This window comes from Streptomyces sp. NPDC038280 (assembly GCF_055600045.1).
Map to the genome: position 1 here is coordinate 45,958 of NZ_JBVJYZ010000003.1, position 24,903 is coordinate 70,860.

The 24,903-nt window shown below is 71.9% G+C and carries 25 protein-coding genes; 14 read left to right on the forward strand and 11 right to left on the reverse strand.

What is annotated here, in order from left to right; translation table 11 throughout:
- Positions 1 to 149: 149 nt before the first annotated feature.
- The 5 genes from fabG (at position 150) to ACZ7J0_RS08520 (ending at position 4,970) form a co-directional block, all read left to right on the forward strand.
- On the forward strand, positions 150 to 911 hold the full coding sequence (gene fabG, locus ACZ7J0_RS08500) for a 3-oxoacyl-ACP reductase FabG (RefSeq protein ID WP_470885249.1): 762 nt from the start codon (positions 150 to 152) through the stop codon (positions 909 to 911).
- 17 nt (positions 912 to 928) lie between these two features.
- Positions 929 to 1,696, forward strand: a complete 768-nt coding sequence (locus tag ACZ7J0_RS08505) for an SDR family oxidoreductase (protein ID WP_470885251.1) — start codon at positions 929 to 931, stop codon at positions 1,694 to 1,696.
- Positions 1,697 to 1,815: 119 nt separating this feature from the next.
- Positions 1,816 to 3,393, forward strand: coding sequence for an ABC transporter substrate-binding protein (locus ACZ7J0_RS08510; RefSeq protein WP_470885253.1), 1,578 nt, complete (start codon positions 1,816 to 1,818; stop codon positions 3,391 to 3,393).
- Positions 3,394 to 3,459: 66 nt separating this feature from the next.
- Positions 3,460 to 4,152: a uracil-DNA glycosylase gene (locus tag ACZ7J0_RS08515; protein WP_470885255.1), complete on the forward strand. Its 693-nt coding sequence runs from the start codon at positions 3,460 to 3,462 to the stop codon at positions 4,150 to 4,152.
- 341 nt (positions 4,153 to 4,493) lie between these two features.
- Positions 4,494 to 4,970: a hypothetical protein gene (locus tag ACZ7J0_RS08520; RefSeq protein WP_470885256.1), complete on the forward strand. Its 477-nt coding sequence runs from the start codon at positions 4,494 to 4,496 to the stop codon at positions 4,968 to 4,970.
- Between the two features lie 58 nt (positions 4,971 to 5,028).
- On the opposite strand, the gene ACZ7J0_RS08525 is transcribed toward ACZ7J0_RS08520, so the two are convergent.
- The 3 genes from ACZ7J0_RS08525 to ACZ7J0_RS08535 form a co-directional block, all read right to left on the reverse strand.
- A complete protein-coding gene (locus ACZ7J0_RS08525; protein ID WP_470885258.1) occupies positions 5,029 to 5,487 on the reverse strand; it encodes a hypothetical protein in 459 nt (152 codons plus the stop codon).
- Between the two features lie 284 nt (positions 5,488 to 5,771).
- Positions 5,772 to 7,199: a rifampin monooxygenase gene (rox, locus tag ACZ7J0_RS08530; RefSeq protein ID WP_470885260.1), complete on the reverse strand. Its 1,428-nt coding sequence runs from the start codon at positions 7,197 to 7,199 to the stop codon at positions 5,772 to 5,774.
- A gap of 160 nt (positions 7,200 to 7,359) precedes the next feature.
- On the reverse strand, positions 7,360 to 7,971 hold the full coding sequence (locus ACZ7J0_RS08535; RefSeq protein ID WP_470885262.1) for a TetR/AcrR family transcriptional regulator: 612 nt from the start codon (positions 7,969 to 7,971) through the stop codon (positions 7,360 to 7,362).
- A 78-nt stretch (positions 7,972 to 8,049) separates the two neighbouring features.
- On the opposite strand from ACZ7J0_RS08535, the gene ACZ7J0_RS08540 reads away from it, so the two are divergent.
- Complete coding sequence (locus ACZ7J0_RS08540; protein WP_470885264.1) at positions 8,050 to 9,258, forward strand: FAD-dependent monooxygenase; 1,209 nt, start codon at positions 8,050 to 8,052, stop codon at positions 9,256 to 9,258.
- Between the two features lie 79 nt (positions 9,259 to 9,337).
- Complete coding sequence (locus tag ACZ7J0_RS08545; RefSeq protein WP_470885266.1) at positions 9,338 to 10,243, forward strand: Gfo/Idh/MocA family protein; 906 nt, start codon at positions 9,338 to 9,340, stop codon at positions 10,241 to 10,243.
- Here the strand turns inward: ACZ7J0_RS08545 and lnt are convergent.
- From lnt to ACZ7J0_RS08570, 5 genes are all read right to left on the reverse strand, one after another.
- Complete coding sequence (lnt, locus tag ACZ7J0_RS08550; protein ID WP_470885268.1) at positions 10,167 to 11,765, reverse strand: apolipoprotein N-acyltransferase; 1,599 nt, start codon at positions 11,763 to 11,765, stop codon at positions 10,167 to 10,169. The two genes, ACZ7J0_RS08545 and lnt, sit on opposite strands and share 77 nt — an antisense overlap.
- A gap of 419 nt (positions 11,766 to 12,184) precedes the next feature.
- Complete coding sequence (locus tag ACZ7J0_RS08555) at positions 12,185 to 12,643, reverse strand: nuclear transport factor 2 family protein (RefSeq protein WP_470885269.1); 459 nt, start codon at positions 12,641 to 12,643, stop codon at positions 12,185 to 12,187.
- A gap of 73 nt (positions 12,644 to 12,716) precedes the next feature.
- Entirely contained in the window at positions 12,717 to 12,932 is a 216-nt protein-coding gene (locus tag ACZ7J0_RS08560) for a hypothetical protein (protein ID WP_470885271.1), read from the reverse strand.
- A gap of 340 nt (positions 12,933 to 13,272) precedes the next feature.
- A complete protein-coding gene (locus ACZ7J0_RS08565) occupies positions 13,273 to 14,163 on the reverse strand; it encodes an undecaprenyl-diphosphate phosphatase (RefSeq protein WP_470885273.1) in 891 nt (296 codons plus the stop codon).
- A gap of 137 nt (positions 14,164 to 14,300) precedes the next feature.
- Positions 14,301 to 14,768 carry a winged helix-turn-helix transcriptional regulator gene (locus ACZ7J0_RS08570; protein WP_470885275.1) on the reverse strand — a complete coding sequence of 156 codons (468 nt, stop codon included), beginning with the start codon at positions 14,766 to 14,768 and terminating at the stop codon, positions 14,301 to 14,303.
- 116 nt (positions 14,769 to 14,884) lie between these two features.
- Between ACZ7J0_RS08570 and ACZ7J0_RS08575 the strand changes: the two genes are divergently transcribed.
- Entirely contained in the window at positions 14,885 to 16,054 is a 1,170-nt protein-coding gene (locus ACZ7J0_RS08575; protein WP_470885277.1) for a thiolase family protein, read from the forward strand.
- Positions 16,055 to 16,548: 494 nt separating this feature from the next.
- Here ACZ7J0_RS08575 and ACZ7J0_RS08580 read toward each other — a convergent pair whose 3' ends face one another.
- A complete protein-coding gene (locus ACZ7J0_RS08580) occupies positions 16,549 to 17,349 on the reverse strand; it encodes a TVP38/TMEM64 family protein (RefSeq protein ID WP_470885279.1) in 801 nt (266 codons plus the stop codon).
- A 150-nt stretch (positions 17,350 to 17,499) separates the two neighbouring features.
- Between ACZ7J0_RS08580 and ACZ7J0_RS08585 the strand changes: the two genes are divergently transcribed.
- The 4 genes from ACZ7J0_RS08585 to ACZ7J0_RS08600 all read left to right on the forward strand — a co-directional run bounded on the left by ACZ7J0_RS08585 (position 17,500) and on the right by ACZ7J0_RS08600 (position 21,083).
- Positions 17,500 to 17,769 carry a hypothetical protein gene (locus ACZ7J0_RS08585; protein ID WP_470885281.1) on the forward strand — a complete coding sequence of 90 codons (270 nt, stop codon included), beginning with the start codon at positions 17,500 to 17,502 and terminating at the stop codon, positions 17,767 to 17,769.
- Between the two features lie 90 nt (positions 17,770 to 17,859).
- Positions 17,860 to 19,029 (forward strand): elongation factor Tu, encoded by a 1,170-nt coding sequence (gene tuf / locus ACZ7J0_RS08590; protein ID WP_470885283.1) that lies wholly within the window; start codon positions 17,860 to 17,862, stop codon positions 19,027 to 19,029.
- 90 nt (positions 19,030 to 19,119) lie between these two features.
- Entirely contained in the window at positions 19,120 to 19,971 is an 852-nt protein-coding gene (locus ACZ7J0_RS08595) for a patatin-like phospholipase family protein (protein WP_470885285.1), read from the forward strand.
- Positions 19,972 to 20,237: 266 nt separating this feature from the next.
- Positions 20,238 to 21,083, forward strand: a complete 846-nt coding sequence (locus ACZ7J0_RS08600; protein ID WP_470885287.1) for a spermidine synthase — start codon at positions 20,238 to 20,240, stop codon at positions 21,081 to 21,083.
- Here ACZ7J0_RS08600 and ACZ7J0_RS08605 read toward each other — a convergent pair.
- Together ACZ7J0_RS08605 and ACZ7J0_RS08610 are read right to left on the reverse strand one after the other, a co-directional pair.
- Complete coding sequence (locus tag ACZ7J0_RS08605; protein ID WP_470885288.1) at positions 21,045 to 22,352, reverse strand: MFS transporter; 1,308 nt, start codon at positions 22,350 to 22,352, stop codon at positions 21,045 to 21,047. The genes ACZ7J0_RS08600 and ACZ7J0_RS08605 overlap by 39 nt on opposite strands.
- Before the next feature lie 75 nt (positions 22,353 to 22,427).
- A complete protein-coding gene (locus ACZ7J0_RS08610) occupies positions 22,428 to 23,510 on the reverse strand; it encodes a DUF8017 domain-containing protein (protein WP_470885290.1) in 1,083 nt (360 codons plus the stop codon).
- Between the two features lie 121 nt (positions 23,511 to 23,631).
- Between ACZ7J0_RS08610 and ACZ7J0_RS08615 the strand changes: the two genes are divergently transcribed.
- Positions 23,632 to 24,069 (forward strand): DUF4442 domain-containing protein, encoded by a 438-nt coding sequence (locus ACZ7J0_RS08615; RefSeq protein ID WP_469120199.1) that lies wholly within the window; start codon positions 23,632 to 23,634, stop codon positions 24,067 to 24,069.
- A gap of 158 nt (positions 24,070 to 24,227) precedes the next feature.
- Positions 24,228 to 24,887 (forward strand): DedA family protein, encoded by a 660-nt coding sequence (locus tag ACZ7J0_RS08620; RefSeq protein ID WP_470885292.1) that lies wholly within the window; start codon positions 24,228 to 24,230, stop codon positions 24,885 to 24,887.
- The last annotated feature ends 16 nt before the right edge of the window (positions 24,888 to 24,903 follow it).

Consider the following 24,903-nt stretch of genomic DNA (forward strand, 5'->3'; position numbering starts at 1 on the left):
GGGGAGTGAGCGGGCGCACCCGGTGGGCCGTTGACACCGGGTGCCAGGGCTTCTAGCGTCTCGTCTGCGGAAGGTACTAAGCGGTCGCTCATCTGCGGGACGCACGGTCTGGGCCGCATCCAAGGGATCCAAGGGCGAGGAGAACCAGCATGTCCACCACCGAGCAGCGCGTCGCCGTCGTGACCGGCGCGGCACGGGGCATTGGCGCCGCGACCGCCGTACGGCTCGCGGCCGAGGGCCGCGCCGTCGCCGTACTCGACCTCGACGAGGCGGCCTGCAAGGACACCGTCGAGAAGATCACCGCCGCCGGTGGCACCGCCATCGCCGTCGGCTGCGACGTCTCCGACAGCGCCCAGGTGGAGGCCGCCGTCGCGCGCGTCGCCACGGAGCTCGGCGCGCCGACGATCCTCGTGAACAACGCGGGCGTCCTGCGCGACAACCTCCTCTTCAAGATGAGCGAGTCCGACTGGGACACCGTGATGAACGTGCACCTCAAGGGCGCGTTCCTGATGGCCAAGGCCTGTCAGAAGCACATGGTCGACGCGGGCTTCGGCCGGATCGTCTCGCTCTCCTCCAGCTCCGCGCTGGGCAACCGGGGCCAGGCCAACTACTCCGCGGTCAAGGCGGGTCTCCAGGGCTTCACCAAGACCCTCGCCAAGGAGCTCGGCAAGTTCGGCATCACCGCCAACGCCGTCGCGCCCGGTTTCATCGTCACCGAGATGACCGCGCAGACCGCCGCGCGCGTGGGCATGGGCTTCGAGGAGTTCCAGGCCGCCGCCGCCACCCAGATCCCGGTGCAGCGGGTCGGCCGCCCCGAGGACATCGCGAACGCGATCGCCTTCTTCACCGGCGACGACGCCGGCTTCGTCTCGGGCCAGGTCATGTACGTGGCCGGCGGCCCGCTCAACTGAAGCGAAGGGTGAAGAACATGACCGCATCGGAACTTCCCGAACTGTCCGGCAAGGTCGCGCTGGTCACCGGCGCCAGTCGGGGCATCGGCTACGGCGTCGCCGAGGCGCTGGTCGCCCGCGGCGACCGGGTGTGCATCACGGGCCGGGGCGAGGACGCCCTCAAGGAGGCCGTCGAGCGGCTCGGCGCCGACCGGGTCATCGGCGTCGCGGGCAAGGCCCACGACGAGACCCACCAGGCCGTCGCCGTCGAGCGGGCCATGGAGGCCTTCGGCCGCGTCGACTTCCTGATCAACAACGCGGGTACCAACCCGGTCTTCGGCCCCATGGCGGACCTCGACCTCAATGTGGCCCGCAAGGTCTACGAGACCAATGTGATCTCGGCGCTGGGCTTCGCGCAGCAGACCTGGAAGGCCTGGCAGAGGGAGAACGGCGGTGCGATCGTGAACATCGCGTCGGTCGCCGGTCTCGCAGCCTCGCCCTTCGTCGGCGCCTACGGCATGAGCAAGGCCGCCATGGTCAATCTGACCCTGCAGCTGGCGCACGAGTTCGCCCCGGTCGTACGGGTCAACGCGATCGCCCCGGCCGTGGTCAGGACGAAGTTCGCCGAGGCGCTCTACGCGGACAGGGAGGAAGAGGTCACTGCCGCGTACCCGCTGGGCCGCCTCGGCGTGCCCGAGGACATCGGGGGTGCGGCCGCCTTCCTGACCTCCGAGCAGTCGGACTGGATCACCGGCCAGACGCTCGTCGTCGACGGGGGAATTTTCCTCAATGCCGGAGTCGGCTGACCCGTATTGTCCTGAATGACCGCTGATTGACTCAAGTGCCCCGCCAGGGTTCCGCATTGACCTGGCGGGGCGCTGCGGTATGGTCGGCCGACCCATGGCTGAACGAGGAGCGTGCGCACGTGTTCAACCGGACCAGTCTGCAGGTCGCTGCAGCCCTTGCGTCCATATCCCTGGTGTCCGGATGCAGTGCCTTTTCGGGCGATGACGAGGATGGGGAGAAGCGGATCGTCGTCGGCACGACGAGCGCGCCCAGCACGCTCGATCCGGCTGCTTCTTGGGACGGTTCGTGGGAGTTGTACCGGAATGTCTTCCAGACGCTTCTGAGCTTCCCGACCGGCAGCAGCACCCCCCAGCCCGACGCCGCCGACTGCAAGTTCACCGACTCGGCGAGCCAGGTCTTCGAGTGCACGCTCCGTGAGGGGCTGACCTTCTCCAACGGGCACCCTCTGGACGCCAAGGCGGTACGGCACTCCATCGAGCGCATCCGGAAGATCAACGTCGACGGTGGTCCGAACGGTCTGCTCGGCTCTCTCGGCACGATCGACGTCAGCGGCGACCGCAAGGTCACCTTCCGGCTGACCCAGTCGGACGCGACCTTCCCGTTCATCCTCGCCACCCCCGCGATGTCCCTGGTCGACCCGGCCGAGTACCCCGCGGACAAGCTGCGTGAGGACGGCAAGCTGCTCGGCTCGGGCCCCTTCGTCCTCGAGTCGTACGAAGAGGGCAACAAGGCGGAGCTCGGCAGGAACCCCCAGTACAAGGGCTTCGCCGACCGTAAGAACAACGGCGTCACCATCCGGTACTTCAAGGAGTCCGAGGCGATGGTGGCGGCGCTGAAGAACAAGGAGATCGACGCGACCAACCGCGGTCTCACCGCGGAGGAGGTCGTCGACCTCCAGGAGAAGAAGCCCGAGAACGAAGGGCTCCAGCTGGTCGAATCGACCGGAGCCGACATTCGCTACCTGGTCTTCAACCCCGCCGACCCCTCGGTGCGCAAGCTCCCCGTCCGCAAGGCGATCGCCCAGATCGTCGACCGTGACGCGCTCGTCGCCAAGGTCTACCAGGGCACGGCCGAGCCGCTGTACTCGATGGTCCCCAAGGGCATCGCCGGGCACACCACCGCCTTCTACGACCGCTACCAGAACCCGAGCGTCGACAAGGCGAAGAAGATCCTCCGCGAGGCCGGCATCGACAAGCCGGTGGAGCTGACGTTCTGGTTCACCACCGACCGGTACGGCTCCGCGACCGCGAAGGAGTTCGCCGAGCTCAAGCGGCAACTCGAGGCTTCGGGCCTTTTCAAGGTGACGATCCAGGGCAAGCCGTGGAAGGAGTTCCAGGCCGGCTACCAGAAGGGCCAGTACCCCGTCTTCGGACGAGGCTGGTTCCCCGACTTCCCGGACCCGGACAACTTCATCGCGCCGTTCGTCGGAAAGAACAACGTGCTGCGCACGCCGTACGACAGCCCCGTGATCACCAAGGAGCTGCTGCCCCAGTCCCGGCGCGAGAGCGACCGCGGCGCCGTCTCCAAGCAGTTCGAGCAGGCCCAGCAGATCCTGGTCGACGACGTCCGGCTGCTGCCGCTGTGGCAGGGCAAGCTGTATGTCGCCGCGAGCGAGGAGATCGCGGGCGGCGAGCGCGCGATGGACCCGCAGACGGTCATGCAGCTGTGGGAGCTCCAGCGGAAGAAGAGCTGGTAGCAGCCGTTGTCAGTGGCCCCCGGTAGGTTCTTCGCAAGAAGTGATCGCCTACCGGAGGTTGTTGACGTGACCGACACCGACATGCTGCCCGAGTCCTGGCGCGGCGTCCTCGGCGAGGAGCTGCAGAAGCTGTACTTCAAGCAGCTCACCGAGTTCGTCGAGGAGGAGCGGGCCAAGGGGCCGGTCTATCCGCCGCGCGACGAGGTCTTCGCCGCGCTGGACGCCACGCCGTACGACAAGGTCAAGGTCCTCGTCCTCGGCCAGGACCCCTACCACGGAGAGGGGCAGGGGCACGGCCTCTGCTTCTCGGTGCGGCCGGGTGTGAAGACGCCTCCCTCCCTGCGGAACATCTACAAGGAGATGAAGGAGGAGCTCGGCCACCCGGTTCCGGACAACGGCTATCTGATGCCGTGGGCCGAGCAGGGAGTGCTGCTGCTCAACGCGGTGCTCACCGTGCGGGGCGGCGAGGCCAACTCGCACAAGGGCAAGGGTTGGGAGAAGTTCACCGACGCGGTGATCCGCGCGGTGGCCGAGCGGCCCGACCCGGCGGTGTTCGTGCTCTGGGGCAACTACGCGCAGAAGAAGCTGCCGCTGATCGACGAGGAGCGGCACGTGGTGGTGAAGGGGGCGCATCCCTCGCCCCTCTCCGCGAAGAAGTTCTTCGGGTCCCGCCCGTTCACGCAGATCAACGAGGCGGTCGCGGCGCAGGGCCATGCGCCGATCGACTGGCGGATCCCGGACCTGGGGGTCCAGGGCTAGAAGTCCGACGCCGACGCCGACGCCGACGCCCGTGCCCGGTGGCGTGGGCCTGGTCCATGTCTGGAACCCGTGCCCGGCGGACGTGCTCGGGTTCGCGGGCCCGGGTCCACGTCACGAGCCTGTGGGCCCCGGCTGTGCGCGGGTTCGCGGCCCGGTCCATGTCCGGAGTCCGTGGCCCGGGTCCATGCTCGGAGCCTGTGGCTCCCCGGTCCGCGGCCGGGGTCCGTGTAGGGGATCCGGACCGGGCGTCCGGCTGACAGGCTCGGGGTGGTGCCCGAGCCTCTCGGCCGTCATCGGCCGCGGCAGCTAGCGTCGAAGATCTCACGAGCACGGAGGTCGCAGTGACCGAGCAGCAGCAGGCGCCGGGGGACGACGGTGTGATGACCAGGATCGGGCAGGCGATGATGCTGCTCCACGGCGGCGACCGGGAGGAGGCCCGCAACCGTTTCGGCGAGCTGTGGGAGCAGATCGGCGCCGACGGGGACCCCCTGCACCGGTGCACGCTCGCGCACTACATGGCCGACGCGCAGGACGACCCGGACGACGAGCTGGCCTGGGACCTCCGGGCCCTCACGGCGGCGGACGCGCTGGACGAGGAGCGGTTGGCCCAGCACGACACTGCCGTCGCGCTGCGGGCGCTGTACCCCTCGCTCCACCTCAATCTGGCCGCCGACTATGTGAAGCTGCGGCGGCCCGACGACGCGCGGATCCATCTGGACCGGGCCCGCGCGGCATCGAAAGCGCTGGCCGACGACGGCTACGGACACGGCGTCAGAACGGCCATCGACCGGCTGGACGGTCGGCTGAGCGCCGAGTGAACCGGCGGCCGGGACGGACGGTCGAGCGGCGACCGGACTCCGGCAGGCCGCCGGGCCCTCACTGCCCGTAGGTGTCCTCACAGATCCGGGCCTGCGGACTGTGCGGCTGCCACCCGCCGTACTTCTTGCCCAGCGCGCACAGGTCTCCGCCCACCTGCGGGTGGGCCGCCGGGGGCAGCCGCGCCGAGGGTGGCAGCTCCGGTAGGTCGCGCTGCCACCCCCGGCCAGGGGCGTCGGGGCGGTGCCGCCGGGCGGTCTTCTCAGCGGGGGCGTTCTCCGCCTTCGGCGCGGGGCGGCGGGGCGGTGCGGCCTCGGCGGAGGGCGTGGCGGCCTCCAGCGCCTCCCTGGCGGGCGCCTGGATGATCTGCGGCTCCACGTCCCGCGCGGCGGCCGGGCTGCTCACCTCGGGGACCGGCAGGGCCCCGGGGGCAGGACCCGCCTCCACCGACACGCAGCCGGAGACGGCCGCGACCGCCACCCCCACCAGGACCTTCGCTGTGGTTCTCGTTCGATGCACCCGCGCCACTCTGCTGTGCGGCGCGCGATCTTCCCACCCCGAGTGCCGAGATTGCCCCGCACGGGTGATGCCGATGGCGTGGACACGATGCTCACCTGGCCGGGTTTCGCCGCCACGCCATACCGCCGCGCCATGCCGCCCAGCCGTCCCCGGCCCGGACCCGGACCCGGACCTGGCACCCGACCCGGACCCGGACCTGGGCCTGGCACCCGACCCGGCATCCGGACCCGGCACCCGGCGGCGGGCCCGGCACCGGGCCCGGCACCCGGCGGCGGGGAGGTCGCTCAGCCGACGGCAGCACCGAACCACTTGGGCAGCCGGCTGAGCAGATCCTGCTGATCTTCACCGACCCACGCCACGTGGCCGTCCGGCCGCAGCAGCACCGCGGGCACGTCCAGTTCCTCGCTCACGTCGACGACGTGGTCGACCCGATCCTCCCAACCCGCCACCGACAGCCGGCCCGTCTGGTCGAGCAGCAGCCCGCGGCCGCCGTGCATCAGCTCGTAGAGGCGACCACGCTTCAGCCCCACGTCCCGCAGCCGCCGGCCGAGCAGTTCGTGGCCCACGCCGAAGTCGTAGCGGATGCCGACCGCGGTGATGATGCCTGTCAGGTACCGGTTCACCTCCTCGAACTCCGAGAGCTCCGCGAACAGCTCTCGCAAAGCCACCGCACCCGGATCGGTCCCCAGCAGCACCATCTGCGCCCGCGTGTTGGCCAACACGCGGGCGCCCACCGGATGCCGTTCGGCGTGATAGCTGTCCAGCAGCCCCTGCGGGGCCCAGCCGTTGACCTCGGCGGCCAGCTTCCAGCCGAGGTTGAACGCGTCCTGGACACCGAGGTTGAGCCCCTGCCCGCCGGTCGGCGGGTGGATGTGCGCCGCGTCGCCGGCCAGCAGCACCCGGCCGACCCGGTAGCGCTCGGCCTGCCGGGTGGCGTCGCCGAACCGGGACAGCCAGCGCGGTGAGTGCACGCCGAAGTCGGTGCCCGCGACCGCCCGCAGCTGCTGCTTGAAGTCGTCCAGGGTCGGCGCGGTCGCGGGGTCCTCAGCCACCCCCGCGGCCGGCACGATGATGCGGTACACCCCGTCCCCTTCTCCGATGGCGCCGAACCGCAGCTCGGTCTTGCGGACCTCGGCCACCACGGCGGCCAGCGTCTCCGGGTCCACGGCCATCTCCATGTCGCCCAACAGCGTCTCGACCTTGGCGGGTTCACCGGGGAAGCCGACACCGAGCAGCTTGCGCACGGTGCTGCGGCCACCGTCGCAGCCGACGAGATAGCGCGAGCGCAGTCGCGTGCCGTCGGCCAACTCGACACTCACCCCCTGCTCGTCCTGGCTGAGCCCGACCAGTTCGCAGCCGCGCCGGATCTCCACGCCGAGCTCGACGGCGTGCTCGGTCAGCAGCCGCTCGGTGACGATCTGCGGGGTCGCGAGGCCGTACGGGTGCGCGGTGTCCAGCCGGTCCGGCCACGGCCTGGCGATGCCGGCGAAGAGACTGCCGACCTGGAACCGCTCGCTCTCCGCGGCGAACCGTTCCAGCAGGCCGCGCTGGTCCATCACCTCGACGCTGCGTGCGTGCAGGCCGCGCCCGCGGGACTGCCCGGCCGGCTCCGTCAACTTCTCCAGTACGAGCGTCCGCACCCCGTGCAACCGCAGTTCGCCCGCCAGCATCAAGCCGGTCGGTCCACCGCCGGCGACGATCACGTCGATCATGAGAGTCTCATTTCCGCAGGTACTGGCCATGGGCCGATGATTCTGCGGCACTACCCGGGTCTTGCCACAAGCCCCCCGGTGCGCTATATGTTGAGAGTGGCAAGGAGTCGGTAACCTCCTTGCCTTTGTTGTTCGTCCGTCCCCTGGAGACGAACAACCTTCACCGGCCGCCGAGCATCCCGCGCAGCAACTCCTCAAACCCCGTACGCAGTTCGGTCCGGGACGGCACCGCTGAGTGGTACGAGCCGGCGGTGCAGGAAAACATCATCCCCTCGCACCAGGCGATGAGCGCCAGCGCGTGGCGCCGGGGAGTGGGGGAGCCCGCGCCGGCCATGAGCGCGACGACCGGATCCCTGAAGGCCGCCCCCGCGTTGTCGTAGAACGACCGGAGCTCGGGGCGGCGGGTGGCCTCCAGGGCCAATTCGTAGCGGGAGACGAGCAGTTCGCGATGGTCGGCGAGCAGGCGGTGCAAGGCCTGCGCGAGTGCGTCGGCCAGCTGCTCCCGGCCTGAGGCCGGCGCCGGCATCTCGTCCGGGGTGAGCACCCGCGCCTCGCGCTCGGCCTGCCGCCTCACCGCGGTCTCCAGCAGGGCGAGGCGCGTCCGGGCGTGATTGGACGTCGAGCCCTGCGGAAGCCCGGCCCGCTCGTCGACGGCGCGGTGGGTGAGCCCGCGCATACCCCGCTCGGCGAGGAGAGCGAGTGCGGCGTCGCCGATCAGGTCGCTGCGGGAGGGGCCGTCGGAAGGGCGGGAAGCGGGGCGCTGTGCGGGCATGCGTTCAACCTACCGCCCTCACTACAGCTGTAGTACGGTGAGGGCGTCACTACAGCTGTAGTTTCCCTAGGGGGAGTCATGGACACCGAACAACGCCGCGCCCTTGTCATCGGAGCCGGAATCGGCGGACTCACCGCCGCGATAGGCCTGTACCGGCGGGGCTGGCAGGTCACGGTCCTGGAGCGCGCGCCCGGTCTGACGCCGGTCGGCGCGGGCATCGGCCTCGCCCCCAACTCCCAGCGCGCCCTCGACGTCATCGGACTCGGTGACCAGGTCCGCGCCCTCTCCGCCTGGCAGGGCGACGGCGGCATGCGCACCCCGGCCGGCCGCTGGCTCTCCCGTACGAACGCCCGGGCCGCCGCCGACCGCTTCGGCGGCCCCCTCGTCCTCCTGCACCGGGCCACGCTCGTGGACCTCCTCACCTCGGCCCTCCCCGACGGCGTGATCCGCACGGGCGTCACGGCCGCGCTCACCGACCCCGGCAGCGACGAACGGCCCGCCGTCGTCACCACCCCGGACGGCGCCTACGAGGCCGAGCTCGTCGTCGGGGCCGACGGCATCCACTCGGCGACCCGCCGCACGCTCTTCCCGCACCACCCGGGCCCGTCGTACTCCGGGTTCACCACCTGGCGCCTCGTCGCCCCCGCCCCTGGGCAGTCCTTCGCGCCCCACGAGACCTGGGGGCGGGGCAGCCTCTGGGGCACCCAGCCGCTCAAGGACGGCCGGATCTACGCCTATGCGATGGCCGTCGCCCCCGCCGGAGGCCGGGCCGCCGACGAGAGGGACGAACTACTGCGCCGGTTCGGCGACTGGCACGACCCGATCCCGGCGGTCATCGCCACCGCCGACCCGGCCGCCGTCCTGCGCCACGACGTCCATCACCTCGACGTGCCCCTGCCCGCCTTCCACCGAGGCCGCGTCGCGCTGCTCGGCGACGCGGCGCATGCCATGCAACCCACCCTCGGACAGGGCGGAAACCAGGCCATCGAGGACGCGGTCGTGCTCGCGCACCATGCCGCGCCCGGGGCCACCCCGGCCGGTTCACTCGCCGCGTACACCGCGGACCGGCTCCCGCGCACCACGGCTCTCGTCCGCAAGGCCGCGCGGGTCGGCCGTCTCGCCACCCTCGGCAGCGCGCCCGCCGTGGCCGTCCGCGACGGCGTGATGGCAGGTGTCTCCCGCCTCGGACCCGGCCTGGCGCTGCGCGCCTTCGACGGCATCGCCGACTGGCGCCCGCCCGCCGCGACGTATGCTGCCGGTGTTTCCGACGGGCACGACCTGCGGTGACACCATCGACAACTCCTGCGGGAACCAGCACCGCCGGCTCCCGGGGGACCAGCACATCACCACGCCAGGGAGACACCCCGTGAAGGTTGGCTGCATCGGACTCGGCGACATCGCACAGAAGGCCTACCTTCCCGTGCTGGGCGCCCTGCCCGGAGTCGAACTGCATCTGCAGACCCGCAGCCCCGCCACTCTGGAGCGGGTCGCCGAGATACACCACGTCCCGCCGGGCCGGCGCCACACCGACCTCGACTCGCTCATCGCGGCCGGCATCGACGCCGCCTTCGTGCACGCGCCGACCGCCGTGCACGCCGAGATCGTCAGCGGCCTCCTGGAGGCCGGCGTACCGACGTACGTCGACAAGCCCCTCGCATACGAACTCGCCGATTCACAGGCCCTCGTGGACCTCGCGGAGAAGCGCGGGGTCGGCCTGGCGGTGGGCTTCAACCGCCGCCTCGCGCCGGCGTACGCGCAGTGCCTCGACCATCCTCGCGAACTGATCCTGATGCAGAAGAACCGCATCGGGCTGCCCGAGGACCCGCGCACCCTGGTGCTCGACGACTTCATCCATGTCGTGGACACCCTGCGGTTCCTTCTGCCGGGCCCGGTGGAGCACACCGATGTGCGGGCACGGATCCGTGACGGACTCATGCATCACGTGGTCCTTCAGCTCTCCGGCGACGGGTTCACCGCCATCGGCATGATGAACCGGATGAACGGCTCCACCGAGGAGATCCTCGAAGTCTCCGGCCAGGACAGCAAGCGCCAGGTCCTCAACCTCGCCGAGATCGTGGACCACAAGGGCCAGCCGACCGTGCGCCGGCGCGGTGACTGGGTGCCGGTCGCCCGGCAGCGCGGCATCGAACAGGCCGTCCTGTCGTTCCTCGACGCCGTACGCGCAGGGAAGACGCTCAGCGCGCGGGACGCGCTGGAGACTCATGAGCTGTGCGAGCTGGTGGTGCGGCAGGCCCTGGTCCAGGGCGCCTGAGGGACCGCACGCCCTCGGCGGCGCAGAGCGCGGCGAGTACGGCCAGGGCGGCGTACACCGGCCAGTCGCCGAGCCGGACGTACGCGGTCGTGCCGGAGGAGAGCGGAACCGTGTACACGGCCGAGGCGCTGCGGTCGGTGCCGAGCGGGGCGCCGACCCGGGCGCCGTCCGGCCCGTACACCGCGCTCACGCCCGTGAGCGTGGCGTGGACCATGGGCCGGCCGGACTCCGCCGCCCGCAGCGCCGCCAGCGAGGCGTGCTGCGCCGGCGCCCAGCTGTCCTGGAAGGTGGAGGTCGCCGACTGGGCGATCAGGAGGTGGGCGCCGTCACGGGTGAGCCTTCGGCTCATGTCGGGGAAGGCGGACTCGAAGCAGACCAACGGCCCCAGCCGCAGGCCGGCTTCGCCGGGAAGCCGCATCACCACCGGGCCGGAACCGCGCCTGCGGTCCTCGCCCGCCGCCTTGCCCACCGACGTCACCCAGCCGAGCAGCGAACGGGCCGGGACGTACTCACCGAACGGCACCAGACGCATTTTGTCGTAGCGGTCGCCGGTCGGGCCGTCCGAGTCGACGAGCACACTGCTCTTGAAGATCCCCGGTCGGTCCGCCCGCCGCGCGTCCACATTGACCAGCACCGGCGCCTCGACGGTCCGGGACAGCGCGGCCAGCCGGGCCGCCAGGTCGGGCCGCCCGGTCAGGTCCGCGCCCACGCTGCTCTCGCCCCAGACGACGAGATCCACATCCTGACCGGCGAGCCCACGGGTGAGTTCCTCGCCGCGGGTGAAGCGCCGTTCGGCGCCACCGGGACCCTCGATCACTCCGGGCTGCACGACGGCGACCCGCACTTCGCCCGTCTCCCGTGGGGGCTGCGCCCACATCCAGACGGAACCAGTGGCGAGGACGCACAGGGTCAGACCTGTGGCGGCGGTGACCCGAACGGCCGCGACCGCCACCATCAGGGTCACCGCCGTGTTGACCGCCACCACCAGCAGGCTCACCAGCCATACACCGCCGACCGATACGAGCCGCAGAGCCGGGGACACCTGCCACTGGCTGGCCCCCAGGAGTCCCCAGGGGCCGCCCAACCCCTCCCAGGACCGCATGAGTTCGACCATCAGCCAGCCGGAGGGGACGACGACGAGCGCGGCCGCCGCGCGAGCGGGGGAGGGTAGGCCGCCGGTCATGGAACGCACCAGCCAGCCCCACGGCGCCCACAGCAGCCCGAGCAGGGCGGCCAGGACCAACAGGAACACATGAAGGCTCGGCAGCAGCCAGTGGTGGACGGCCACCATGAACCCGAGGCCGCCGAGCCAGCCCTCGAGGGCCGCCCGCCGACCGGTCGGAGCCGCACGGACGAGCAGCAACCAGGGGACGAGGGCGATGTACGCGAACCACCAGAGGCCCGGCGCGGGGAAGGCCAGAGCGGGCAGGGCCCCGGCCGGGACCGCGAGCAGGGCCCGCCACCGGGGTGACGTGGGCGGCCGGCTCGCCGCCTCCTGCCGTCGGCCGACCGGTATCCGCATACCCCGCCTCCTCGGTCCGCCTCTGGGAACGTGCCGCCTCCAGTGTGCGCGCGTGGGGCGGAGGGGGACAGAGGGCACTCCGGTGACGGAGCGCGGCGCGGGGCGCGCGCTCGCCTTGCGAGTGGGGCGGCTGGCGTGCGGCGAGACTCACGCGCGGCTGCCGCCATCCGGCGGGAGGCCGGGCACGCGCGCTCGCCGTGAGGCGGGGCCGGTCCCAGGGGGCGCGCTGGTCGTGTGTCCGGGGCGGCGCCGTGCTGTGAGGCTCACCGGGGGTGGGGGGTCCCGCCATCCGGCGGGGGCCGGCCGGGGGTGCGGGCGCTGCGCCGTGCGACGGGGCCCCTCCCAGGGGGCGCGCGGATCTCAGCCGCGCGGGTCTCAGCTGGGGCGCGCGCGACCGCGTGGCGGGGCGCGGCCGGGGCTCAGCCGGTGGTGAGGGCTTCCGCCATGCGGCGCCACTTCTCGTGAACGGTCACCGTACGCAGCCGCCACCCCGCGTCGGTGCGCAGCAGCGCGAAGGTGTAGCGGCCGCCGGAGAGGAAGTCGTCGCCCGACGCGAGCCGCATCGGGTTCACGTAGTCGGCCAGCACCTCGGCGCTGTCGCCCGGGTAGCCGCCCATGTCCTGGATCCGCACCCGCCGGTTCACAATGAGGTGCTGGCGCACGGGGAAGAGCCGCATCGTCTCCGCCAGCCAGTCGGCGACGTCGCCGGCTCCGCCCTCGATCCCGCCGGAACCGCGGTAGTCGGCCCGGCCGTCGCGGGTGAACAGGGCGCGGTAGGCGCCCCAGTCGGCGTCGTCCACGGCCACCGCGTAACCGGTGATCACCTCGTCGATGGACAGCCGGTCCATCACGGTCGCGAGATCCACGCGCTGTGTCATCGGTTCAGTGTCGGGCAGGGAACGTCAGCGGCCAAGGGCCCTGCACGGCTCACGCGCGGGGACGGCACCCGTTCTAGGCGGCCTCCCAGCGATGCGGCCTGCCGCCGCGCCACTCCACCAGGTGCGGGTCGTCCAGCACCATGTCCGCGTCCTCGAGGCCGGCGCGCCGCAGGAACTCGACGAGGTCCTTGTCGTTGTGCGCGAGCCCCACGATCTGTCCCCGCACGGTGACACGCCGCCCGCCGTCGGCGGACGGGCGGTGGACGACGATCGGTGGTTGCCACGCCATGGCTCCAGGGTGCCCCGGACCCGGGAAGAGCGCAGTCCGGCTTCGCCCTTGTTCTCTCGGGCGGGCACGCACTCCGTTCACACGGGGTGTGAACGGAGTGCGTAGATATATGCGACGCACACCCTCGCGGCGGAGTGCCGGGAGCGAGACGCTCATCAGGTCCGTTCAGGCGGAAGTCGCTGAATGAGAGGTCGCCGGAAACACCCCCGAGTCCGGCGGCCCGCCCTGGTCCGGCGTGCAGCCCACCCATCCGCCTGCGCAGATGAGAGCCCGTCCGTCCGACCGCCGTGCTCCGCCGGCGGCGGCGGGGGGACGGGCTCCGCCCGTCGCCCGGGCGTCCCTAGGGGGCGCCGACCGGCACGGTCCCGGATTCGCCCGCGTGGGGGCTCAGCACGTCCGCACCGACCAGGACGAAGAGCACGACGCCCAGCAGGACCCGGTAGACGACGAACGGCATGAAGCTCTTGGTCGTGATGAACTTCATGAACCAGGCGATGACGGCATAACCCACGCCGAACGCGATGATCGTGGCGAAAACCGTGGGGCCCCAGGAGACATGCCCCTCGCCCGCGTCCTTCAGCTCGAACACACCCGAGGCGAGGACGGCCGGGATGGCCAGCAGGAAGGAGTAGCGGGCCGCCGCCTCACGCGTGTAGCCCATCAGCAGACCGCCGCTGATCGTGGCGCCCGACCGGGACACGCCCGGGATGAGGGCCATGGCCTGGCACACGCCGAATATCAGGCCGTCCCTGACACCGAGTTCCTTGAGCGTCTTGCGCTCCCGGATCGCCCGGTGCCGTCCGCCCACCTCGTCGCGCGCCGCCAGCCGGTCGGCCACGCCCAGGACGATGCCCATGACGATCAGGGTCGTGGCGATGAGTCGCAGATCACGGAACGGACCCTCGATCTGGTCCTTGAACGTGACGCCCAGGACGCCGATCGGGATCGAGCCGACGATGACAAGCCAGCCCATCTGCGCGTCGTGTTCCGCACGCAGTTCCTTGCGGGTCAGTGACCGGAACCAGGCCGAGACGATGCGCGCGATGTCCTTGCGGAAGTAGATCAGTACAGCCGCTTCGGTGCCGATCTGGGTGATCGCGGTGAAGGCCGCGCCCGGGTCGTGCCACCCCGCGAAGGCCGCGGTCAGCCGCAGATGCGCGCTGGACGAGATGGGCAGGAACTCCGTCAGCCCCTGGACGAGTCCGAGGATGAATGATTCGAACCAACTCATGGGGCTAGGGCCGTCCCGGATGTACTTGTGTGCGGTCAGCGGTCGGAAAACGGCGGTCGTCGAACGGCCGCCGGTCGCTGCGCAGCGTACTCCCCCTGGGTGAATGGACGGTGGCCCGGCCGGGGTCGGCGGACCCCTCAGTCCTCCTCGGGCCCCGTGGTCGTCCACCCGGGCGCCCGCACATGGGCGCTGATGCTGGGCGCGTCCGCCCGCTCGCCGCACGCCTCGCAGACGACCCGCGGCGCCAGGGTGGCTCCGCACCCGTGCTCGAGGACCATGGGCGGCTCCGTGCCCAGATGGCGGTCCCCCCAGGCCATGAGCGTCAGCAGGACCGGCTGCAGCTCCTCGCCCGCGTCCGTCGCGCGGTACTCGTACCGCTTGGGGCGGTCGCTGTACTGGACCTTCTCCAGGATTCCGGCCTCCACCAGACGCCGCAGCCGGGCGGTCAGCACATCGCGCGGAGCGCCGGTGTTGCGGGCGATCCGGTCGAACCGGCGCACGCCGAGGGAGATCTCCCGCAGGACGAGCAGGGAGTACTTCTCGCCGACCAGAGCGAGGGCGTCGGCGATGTTGCAGGGGCGCGGAGCCTTGCGGGTGGCGGTCATGGCCCCAGCCTAAGGCAGATTCCTCAATGAGTTTGACTTCCAAACGAACTGCGCTATGTTACTGGCACGTATTGGTCCAGATTTCCAACTCACTCGGTGAACGAGGAGCCTCCGCCATGCGCGACGCCGTCATCGTCGAAGCCGTCCGTACTCCCATCGGAAAGGGGAAGCCGACCGGGGCACTGGCCCAGGTCCATCCCGTCGAACTGCTCTCCCACACCCTGAAGTCCTTGATCGAGCGGACCGGGATCGACCCGGCACTCGTCGACGACGTCATCGGCGGATGTGTCGACCAGGTCGGCGAGCAGGCCATGAACACCACCCGGTACGCCTGGCTCGGTGCGGGATTCCCCGAGTCCGTGCCCGCCACCACCGTCGACCGGCAGTGCGGCTCCTCCCAGCAGGCCGTGCACTTCGCGGCGCAGGGGGTGCTGTCCGGGGCGTACGACATCGTCGTCGCCTGCGGAGTCGAGTCGATGAGCCGGGTGCCGATGTGGTCCAACGTGCCGGCCGGCGCCGACCCCTTCGGCCCGGGCGTCGCCGAGCGCTACCCGGAGGGCCTGGTCCCCCAGGGGATCAGCGCCGAACTGATCGCCGCCAAGTGGTCCATCGGGCGCGACGCCATGGACGCGTTCGCGGTCACCTCGCACCAGAGGGCCGCCCGTGCCTGGGAGAACGGGCTCTTCGACCAGGAGGTCGTTCCGTTCGGCGAAGTCCGCCGCGACGAGTCCGTACGCCCCGGGACCACCACCGAGATCCTCGCCGGTCTCAGGCCGGCCTTCCAGGACCCGGCGTTCGCCGAGCGCTACCCGCAGATCGACTGGTCGGTGACCCCCGGCAACAGCAGCCCCACCAACGACGGCGCCTCCGCCGTACTGATCATGGGGGCCGACACCGCCGAACGGCTCGGCCTGCGGCCCCTCGCCCGGCTGCACAGCTTCGCCGTCACCGGATCCGACCCGGTGCTCATGCTGACCGGGGTCATCCCGGCCACCGAGAGGGTGCTCCGGAGCGCCGGGCTCTCCCTCGAGGAGATCGACCTCTTCGAGATCAACGAAGCCTTCGCGAGCGTCGTCCTCGCCTGGCAGCAGGAGACCGGGGCCGACCTGGCCAAGGTCAACGTGCACGGGGGAGCGATCGCGCTCGGGCACCCGCTGGGGGCCAGCGGCACGCGACTGACCACGACGCTGGTCCACTCGCTGCGGGCGCGGGGCGGCCGCTATGGCCTCCAGGCGATGTGCGAGGCGGGGGGCCTGGCCAACGCGATGATCGTCGAAGCGCTCTGAGCCGACGGCGCTCGGGGGCGGCACTGGCTTGAGTCGACGGGGCTCCGGAGCGGCAGCGGTCCTGGTCGACGGTGTTTCCGGCCGGCAGCGCGAGCCGACGGTGTTGCGGGGCCGCGGCGGTCCGAGCCGAGGGCGCCTCGGGCGGCAGTGGTCCGAGGCGACGGTGTCGCGGGGAGACAGTGCCCCGAGATGACAGCGCTCCGAGCCGAAGGTCCCGAGTCGAAAGTCCCGAGTCGAAGCGCGGTGAGGAGACGGCCGGGGCAGGGCTCTGGGGGAGGCCGCGCGGGGGAGCGGCTCGCGTTCCCGCTTCACGTGTCGGCGCCTGGACCATCCGGGGGACGCGGGCGCGGGGTGCCGGGGACGGGCGGCCTGGGACAGGACCCGCGCGGCGTGGTCGGCGAGCAGCTGTCCGGCGTCGGTGAGCCGGACTCCCCGGCCGTTCTTGGCCAGCAGCTGCTGGCCGACCTCGCGCCGGGAAGCCGCTGGTGCTTCGCCTACCGGCGGGCGGACGCGCCCACGACCGTCGGGTGCTCGCGTGCCTCCGTCGTCTCTCCGGTCTCGGCGGCGGTCACCATGAGCGTGGCGGCCGGGTCGGCGGGCCGCAGGCGATGGCGCTTGAGCCAGGCGACGACCGCTCCGCCCGCCCCGGTCACCACGATGAACCCCATGGCGATGAGGAAGGCCGGCGAGGTCGGCGACGCGGCCTCGCTGCCCGCGATCACATAGGCCGCGGTGTTGGGGATCGATCCGAGCCCCGTCGCGGCGAGGAACGGCGCGTACCCCATACGGGAGACGGCGGCGCAGTAGTTGGCCGCGGCGAACGGCACTCCGGGGAAGAGTCGGATCGCCAGCATCGACCGGAAGCCGTGCCGGCTCAGCTGCCCGTCCGCCGCCGTCAGCCACTGCCCGCGCAGCAGCGGCCGCAGCGCGTCCTGCCCGAGCACCCGGCCCAGGGCGAACGCGATGCCCGCCCCCAGGACGGTACCGACGAGGGCCGCCACCAGCCCGGCCTGCGAACCGAAGAGCGCGCCCGCCGCGAGGTTGAGGATCGGGCGCGGTACGAAGGCCGCCGTGCAGAGCCCGTACGCGAGCGCGAACAGGGCCACCGCGCCCGGGCCGCCCGTCCTGGGCGGCCAGCCCGCAGCCAGCAGCCGCTGTGGCTCGTACAGCACCACCGCCGTCGCGGCGCAGGCGAGGATCACCACGAGCAGCGCCAACCGCGACCACGGAGACAGCGCGGCCCGGGTGCGGCGGAGGGCGAGACCGTCCTGCGGCCTGGTGACGGGGTCGGGCATCCGGGGAGACTAACCGACAAAGGTGCGTGATCGCCGTAATGTTCACCGCCTGAGCACGCCTGGCCCGTCAGTCCCTGCCCCGAGCCCAGGCGGGGCCCGTACGGGCTCGCGTCGGAGTGCGTCGCAGCCCCGTTTCCTCAACTCCCCTGAGTGGAAAACCATTCGACGGCGCCGCCCCGCTCGGCGATGATCGTCGACATGTTCCGGTACGCCTTCCTCGCAGCGCCGTCCGCAGTCGCGGACGCGCCGAAGGCTGCCGCGCTCCAGGCGTTCCGGGCGTTCCCTGCGCTCTCCGCGTTCCACGCGCACGACGTGCTCACCGCGCTCGAGGCGCTCACCCTGCCCGGCGCGCTCGACGCGCTCGATGCTCCCGTCGACGTCGCCACCGCGGCGGCGACGTTCGACGGCGCCCGAAGCTGACCCTTCCCGGACAATCCGGCGGACCCCGCAGGGGGAGGGTCGGAAGGGCTCCGGGGTCCCCAACTCAGCTTCGAGCTCAAGGAATGAGCCATGCCCAAGACGGCATACGTGCGCACCAAGCCGCACCTCAACATCGGCACCATGGGTCATGTCGACCACGGCAAGACCACCCTCACCGCCGCGATCACCAAGGTCCTCAGCGAGCGCGGGACCGGCACGTTCGTCCCCTTCGACCGGATCGACCGGGCGCCGGAGGAGGCCCAGCGCGGGATCACCATCAACATCGCGCACGTCGAGTACGAGACCGACACCCGGCACTACGCGCATGTCGACATGCCCGGGCACGCCGACTACGTCAAGAACATGGTCACCGGCGCCGCGCAGCTCGACGGGGCGATCCTCGTCGTCTCCGCGCTGGACGGGATCATGCCGCAGACGGCGGAGCACGTCCTGCTCGCCCGGCAGGTCGGCGTCGACCACATCGTCGTCGCCCTCAACAAGGCCGACGCCGGCGACGACGAGCTCACCGACCTGGTGGAGCTGGAGGTCCGCGAGCTGCTGACCGCGCACGGCTATGGCGGCGACTCCGTCCCCGTCGTCCGGGTCTCGGGGCTCAAGGCGCTGGAGGGCGACCCGCGTTGGACCGCCGCGATCGAGGCGCTCCTCGACGCCGTGGACACCTATGTGCCCATGCCCGTGCGGTACGTGGACGCGCCGTTCCTGATGCCCGTCGAGAACGTCCTGACGATCACCGGGCGCGGGACCGTCGTCACCGGCGCCGTCGAGCGCGGCACGGTACGTCTCGGCGACCGCGTCGAGATCCTCGGCGCGGCCACCGAGACGGTCGTGACCGGGCTGGAGACCTTCGGCAAGCCGATGGAGTCCGCCGAGGCGGGGGACAACGTCGCACTGCTCCTGCGCGGTGTGCCACGTGACGCCGTGCGCCGCGGCCATGTGGTGGCGGCGCCGGGCAGTGTCGTACCCAGCCGGCGCTTCACCGCGCAGGTGTACGTCCTGTCCGGACGGGAGGGAGGCCGTACGACACCGGTGGCGACCGGCTACCGGCCGCAGTTCTACATCAGGACCGCGGACGTCGTCGGTGACGTCGACCTCGGCGAGGCCGCCGTGGCCCGCCCCGGAGACACGGTCGCCATGACCGTCGAGCTGGGGCGTGACATCCCGCTCGAGCCCGGACTCGGCTTCGCGATCCGCGAGGGCGGTCGCACGGTCGGCGCCGGAACGGTCACCGGGCTGGTCTGACGCCGGCCCGGCCCCGTGCCCGCCTGAGCCCGTCTCCGAAGGGAACCCCCCGATGGAGGCGGGCACTTGGCGGTTCGGCACACTGCTCATATGACGGACACCATCGCACTGGTGCTGGGAGCGGGTGGACTCACCGGCAACGCCTGGGAGGTCGGCGTCCTGCATGGACTGGCCGAGGCGGGAACGGACCTGTCCGCCGCCGACGTGGTGATCGGCTCGTCGGCCGGGGCGGTCGTCGGCGCGCAGCTCACCTCCGGCAAGGTGGGCACCGCCGAGCTGTACGAGCGCCAGTTCGCGCCGTACCAGGGCCCGGCCGCCCGCCGGCTCGGCGTCGGGACCCTTCTGCGCTACGCGACGGCCGTGCTCTCCTCCCGTACCCCCGAGGCGTACGGACAGAAGCTCGGGCGGCTGGCGCTCGGCGCGCGGACGGGTGTCGACGAGGCCGAGCGGCGCGACATGATCGCCGCGCTGCTGCCCTCCCGCGAGTGGCCCGACAGCGCCGCCCTGCGCGTCACCGCCGTCGATGCCCGCACCGGCGAACTGACGGCGTACGACAAGGCCGCCGGGGTGCCGCTCGTGGACGCCGTCACCGCCAGCTGCGCGATTCCCGGTGTGTGGCCCGCCGCCACTGTCGACGGGCGGAAGCGGATCGACGGCGGCGTGCACTCCACGGCCAACGCGCACCTCGCGGCCGGCTATGACCGGGTCGTCGTCATCGCGCCCAACGCGTCCGGAAACAAGGTCATCCTCTCCCCACGCGACCAGGCCGCCCGGCTGGTGGCCTCCGGTGCCCGGGTGGAGGTCATCACCCCCGACGCCGCCGCGAAGCGGGCGTTCGGCCGCAACTCCCTCGACCCGTCCCGCCGAGCGCCGGCCGCACACGCCGGCTTCACCCAGGCCGCGGCGCACGCCGCCGCGGTCGCCGCGCTCCGGGCCGCCTGAGGGCGGGACGGGCTCAACGCGGCCCGCCCCGGCCGAACCCCCGAGCACCCCGGCTTGGTCCGGTCCCCGGCGCCGGGCCGCCCAAGCTCCCGATCCCCCCGTCCCCGAGCCCGGGCTCCGGCCCGCCTGAGCGCCGGCGGACACGGGGCGCGGTGCCCGGCATCGCCCCGCCCGAGCGCCGACATGGCCGCCCCCCCCGGGCCGGCCCGGCCCGGGTCCCGCCCACCCCGTACGGGCGAGCCCTTGCGGCGGCGCACAATAGGACCGTGAACGAGCAGATACCCGTCATCCGGGACGTCGACTGGGGCACCGCCAAGCTCATGCCGGACGTGGACCGGGAGCGGGCCTGGCTTCTCACCGTCGACGGTGCTCCCCAGTCCTATGTCGACCTCGACGACCCGACGCACCTCGAGTTCGAGTACGCCCAGAGGCTCGCGCACGTCGTCGACTGCGCCGCCGACCAGGGCGAGCCGCTCGACGTACTGCACCTCGGTGGTGGGGCGCTCACCCTGCCCCGCTATGTCGCGGCCACCCGGCCGCGCTCCCGCCAGGACGTCGTCGACGCCGACCGGGGACTGCTCGCCCTGGTCGCCGAACACCTGCCGCTCCCGGCAGACGTCCATGTCACCGTGCACTGCGCGGACGCCCGCGCCTGGCTGGACACCGCGCCCGCGCGTTCCGCGGACATACTGATCGCCGATGTGTTCGGCGGATCCCGGGTGCCCGCGCATCTGACCTCGGTGGAGTACGCGCGCGCCGCCGAGCGGGTCCTGCGCCCGGAGGGCGTCTACGCCGCCAACCTCGCGGACGGCGCGCCCTTCGACTTCCTCCGCTCCCAACTGGCCACCTTCGGCGCGGTCTTCCCCGAGCTGGCGCTGATCGCGGAACCCGCCGTGCTCCGCGGCCGGCGCTTCGGCAACGCCGTCCTCCTCGCTTCGCACAGCGCGATCGACACCGGGCTCCTGGCCCGCCGAACCGCGTCCGACGCCTTCCCCGCCCGGGTCGAGTACGGCGCGTCGCTCGCCCGTCTCATCGGAACCGCGAGCGCGGTACGGGACGAGGACGCGGTGCCCTCACCCGAGCCGCCCCACGGCTCCTTCAGCATCGGCTGAGTCCGCCGGCGAGCCCGCCGCCGCGAACTCCTTCGAACGGCTCCGGTGCGTCAGATTCCGTACGTCGGGGACCAGCAGCACGAGCGCGGTCACGAGCACGATCAGCCCGGCACAGCCCCACAGCGCCTCGCGCCGCCCGAAGAGGCTCTCCGCCGGCCCGGCCAGGGCGGTGGAGAGCGGCAGCATCGCCGTCGACCCGAACCAGTCGTAGGCAGAGACCCGGGACAGCTTCTCCTCGGGGATCTCCTGGTGCAGCGCGATCATCCAGGCCACGCCGAACACCTCGATCGAGACGCCGCTCACGAACATCGCCACCGACAGACCCACCACGTCCAGGGGCACGGCCAGCGCGGCCGAGGGCAGGGCCAGCGGAAAGACGCACAGGGTGCCGACGAGCAGGATGCGGCGCGGCTTCCAGCGCATCATGAGCAGGGCGCCGCAGAGCGTGCCCACGCCGAACGCGGCCAGCGCCAGACCCCAGGGTCGCGCGCCGCCCAAGTGGTCCTTGGCGACGAGAGGCCCGTACACCGAGTCGGCCGCGCCGACCACGGCCACGACGACCGAGAACTGCGCCACGATCGACCACAACCAGGGGCGGCCGACGAACTCCCGCCAGCCGTCGCGCAGATCCGAGAGGAGGCCACCGCCGGCCTGGCGCGCGGCGATGTGGCTGACGTCGAGGAAGGCGCGCAGCGCGCCCGCGACGGCGAAGGCGGCCGCGTCGATGGCCAGCACCCAGCCGGGACCGACCACAGCGATCAGCGCGCCGCCGAGCGCGGCGCCGCCGATGCCCGCGCCGTGCATCGACATCCGGAAGAGGGCGAAGGCCCTGCCTGCCTGTTCCCCGCCGACGCTGCTCATCAGCATGCCCTCGGCCGCCGGGCCGAAGAAGGCCTGGCCGGTGCCGCAGAGCGCGGTGAGCAGCATCATCTGCCACAGCTGTGGATCGCCGGCGAGCACGAGGGCGGCGAAGGCGGCCTGGGAGACGCAGTTGAGGGCGTTGGCGGCGACCATCACCCGGTGACGGGGTATCCGGTCCGCCAGGGCGCCGCCTATCAGCAGGAAGAGAACCAGCGGCAGCGTGCGCGCGGCTGCCACCATGCCGACGTCCCCCCCGTCCCCGCCGGACTCCAGAACCGCGAACGCCGCCGCGATGAGGGCGCCGTGGGTGCCCAGATTGGTGACGAACGCGGCGGCGGTCAGAAGGGTGTAGTTGCGGTTCGCCCACTCCGGGCGAAGGCGGCGGGGGGCGGCGGCGGGTGAAGTCACCAAGGGACTATCCCTGCCGCCGCCGCAGAAGCCAAACCGTTTCCGCGGGACCGGTTCCACCCGGTCCCGCGCGTCCTACGGGGTCGAGGCCGGAGCGAGCCGGACCGTCGACAGGATCTGGCGGATCACCGTGTCCGAGAGCTCGTCCTTGACTCCCTTGTTGGCGAAGAGGATCCAGGACGAGAAGTCACCCTTGGCGTTCTTGAAGCTGAACGCGATGGACTTGCCGTCGGTGTCGCACCGGTCCTTCTTGGCCAGACCGGTGGCCGTGGCCGTGGCCACATGGCCGGTGAGCCCGGACTTGCTGGTGTACGCCTCGGCGGGGCTGATCTTGATCAGCTGCTTCAGCTTCTTCTCGGGTTCGTCCTGGGCGTACGCGGCGAAGACCCAGGCACCCGCTTCGTTGCGCGCGTTCTCCGCGGTGTCGGTGGCGCCCTGAGCGCCCCGGGTGCCCGTGTCGGCGAGGCTGCTGTCCTCCTTGCGGCCGTCCATGTCGCTGTCGACGCTGCACCACTTGGACTTGTAGGTGGCCGGCGCCGACATCATGATGTACGCCGATCCGTCGTTCTTCTTCTTGTCGTCGAACCCGGAGGCCACGCCGGTACCGGCCACCTCCCAGGTCGCCGGAACGTCGAACTGGGTGCCGTACTTGGGGTTGTAGACGACCTTCCAGCCCGGGATCGTCGGCTTGGCCTCGGTGTCGCCGCGCGGGTTGTCGATCGTCGACGGAGAAGGACTCGCGGACTTCGACGCGCTCGCGGACGGCTTGGCGTCGTCACCGCCCGCCTGCGTGCTCTTGCCGTCGTCCTTCAGCACCAGGAAGCCGGTGACTCCTGCGGCCACGACCACGGCGGTCGCCGCCGCGATGGCCACGATCGTCGTCTTCTTCTTGTCCTGGTTCGGGCCGCCGGGCTGCGGGGGGCCCGGCATGCCGTACTGCGGCACCGTCGGATGCTGGTACGCGCCGGGCTGCTGCCCCGGAGCGGGGTACGGCGGCGGCGTGCCGGGCTGACCCGGTGCGGCGTACGGCGGCGGTGTGCCGGGCTGCTGGTAGCCGGGCTGCTGATACGGATTCGGCTGCTGATACCCCGGCTGCTGGTACGGGTTCTGGTCCTGCGGGTTCTGCTCGCCCCCGGGCGGCTGCTGTCCTGGCCACATGGCCAGTAACCATAGAGGTGCGGCGTGATCGTTGCCACGCCCGGTCCCCCCGTTGCGCTGGCGGAGGGATGGCCAAGCCCTCCTACTCACGGGTAACATCGCCGCCATGAGCGCAGACCAGATGTCCGTCGGCGAGATGCTCGCCGCCACCGTCCCGATGGCCAGGACCCTCAACCTGGAGTTCCTGGAGACGACCGCCGAGCGCGCCGTGGTGCGCATGCCGGACCAGGCCGACTACCACAACCACGTCGGCGGCCCGCACGCCGGAGCGATGTTCACCCTGGCCGAGTCGGCCAGTGGCGCGATCGTCCTCGCCGCCTTCGGTGCGCAGCTCGGCCGCGCCGTGCCGCTCGCCGTGAAGGCCGAGATCGGCTACAAGAAGCTCGCCATGGGTGTCGTCACGGCGACCGCCACGCTGGGGCGCCCGGTCGCCGACGTGGTCGCGGAGCTCGACGCGGGGGAGCGCCCCGAGTTCCCCGTGGCCATCGCCATCACCCGTGAGGACGGCGCGGTGACGGGCGAGATGACCGTCGTCTGGACGCTGCGCCCGAACGCCTGACGCCTCGGGGCGTACCGGCCCCCGTCCCTCCCCCCCCGGGAGGAGGGACGGGGGCGGCGCCGTTTCCGGGGCCGTGGTCCGTTCCCCGTCACCAGGTAGGCTTCATCGGCACGCGCGATACCGCGGCGCCCATGGGTCCGACACGGGGAGGAACTGCCTTGCACGTCCAGGAGTGGCTCGAGACCGTGCCCGCGGTCAGCATCTACATCCTGGTTGCGGTGGTGATCGGGCTGGAGAGCCTCGGGATCCCGCTGCCGGGCGAGATCGTCCTCGTCAGCTCGGCCCTGCTCGCCTCACAGCACGGAGACATCAATCCGTACGTGCTGGGCGCGTGCGCGACGGCCGGCGCCATCATCGGCGACTCGATCGGCTACGCCATCGGCCGCAAGGGGGGCCGGCCCCTGCTGGCGTGGCTCGGGGGCAAGTTCCCCAAGCACTTCAGTGAGGCGAACATCGCCATGGCGGAGCGGTCGTTCGAGAAGTGGGGCATGTGGGCCGTCTTCTTCGGCCGGTTCGTGGCGCTGCTGCGGATCTTCGCCGGGCCCCTCGCGGGCGTTCTGCGGATGCCGTACTGGAAGTTCCTCATCGCCAATGTCTTCGGCGGCATCCTCTGGGCGGGCGGCACGACGGCCGTCATTTACTCCGTGGGCGTCGTCGCGGAGGCCTGGCTGAAGCGTTTCTCCTGGCTCGGGCTCGTGGTCGCCGTGCTCATTGGTCTCACCTCCATGCTGATCCTGAAGAACCGCGCCAAGAAGGCCGCCGCGCGGCAGGAAGCCGCCGCGGCGGCCGAGCCGGCGCCCGTCCCGGCCGCCGACTGACCGCACGCGGCGCGCG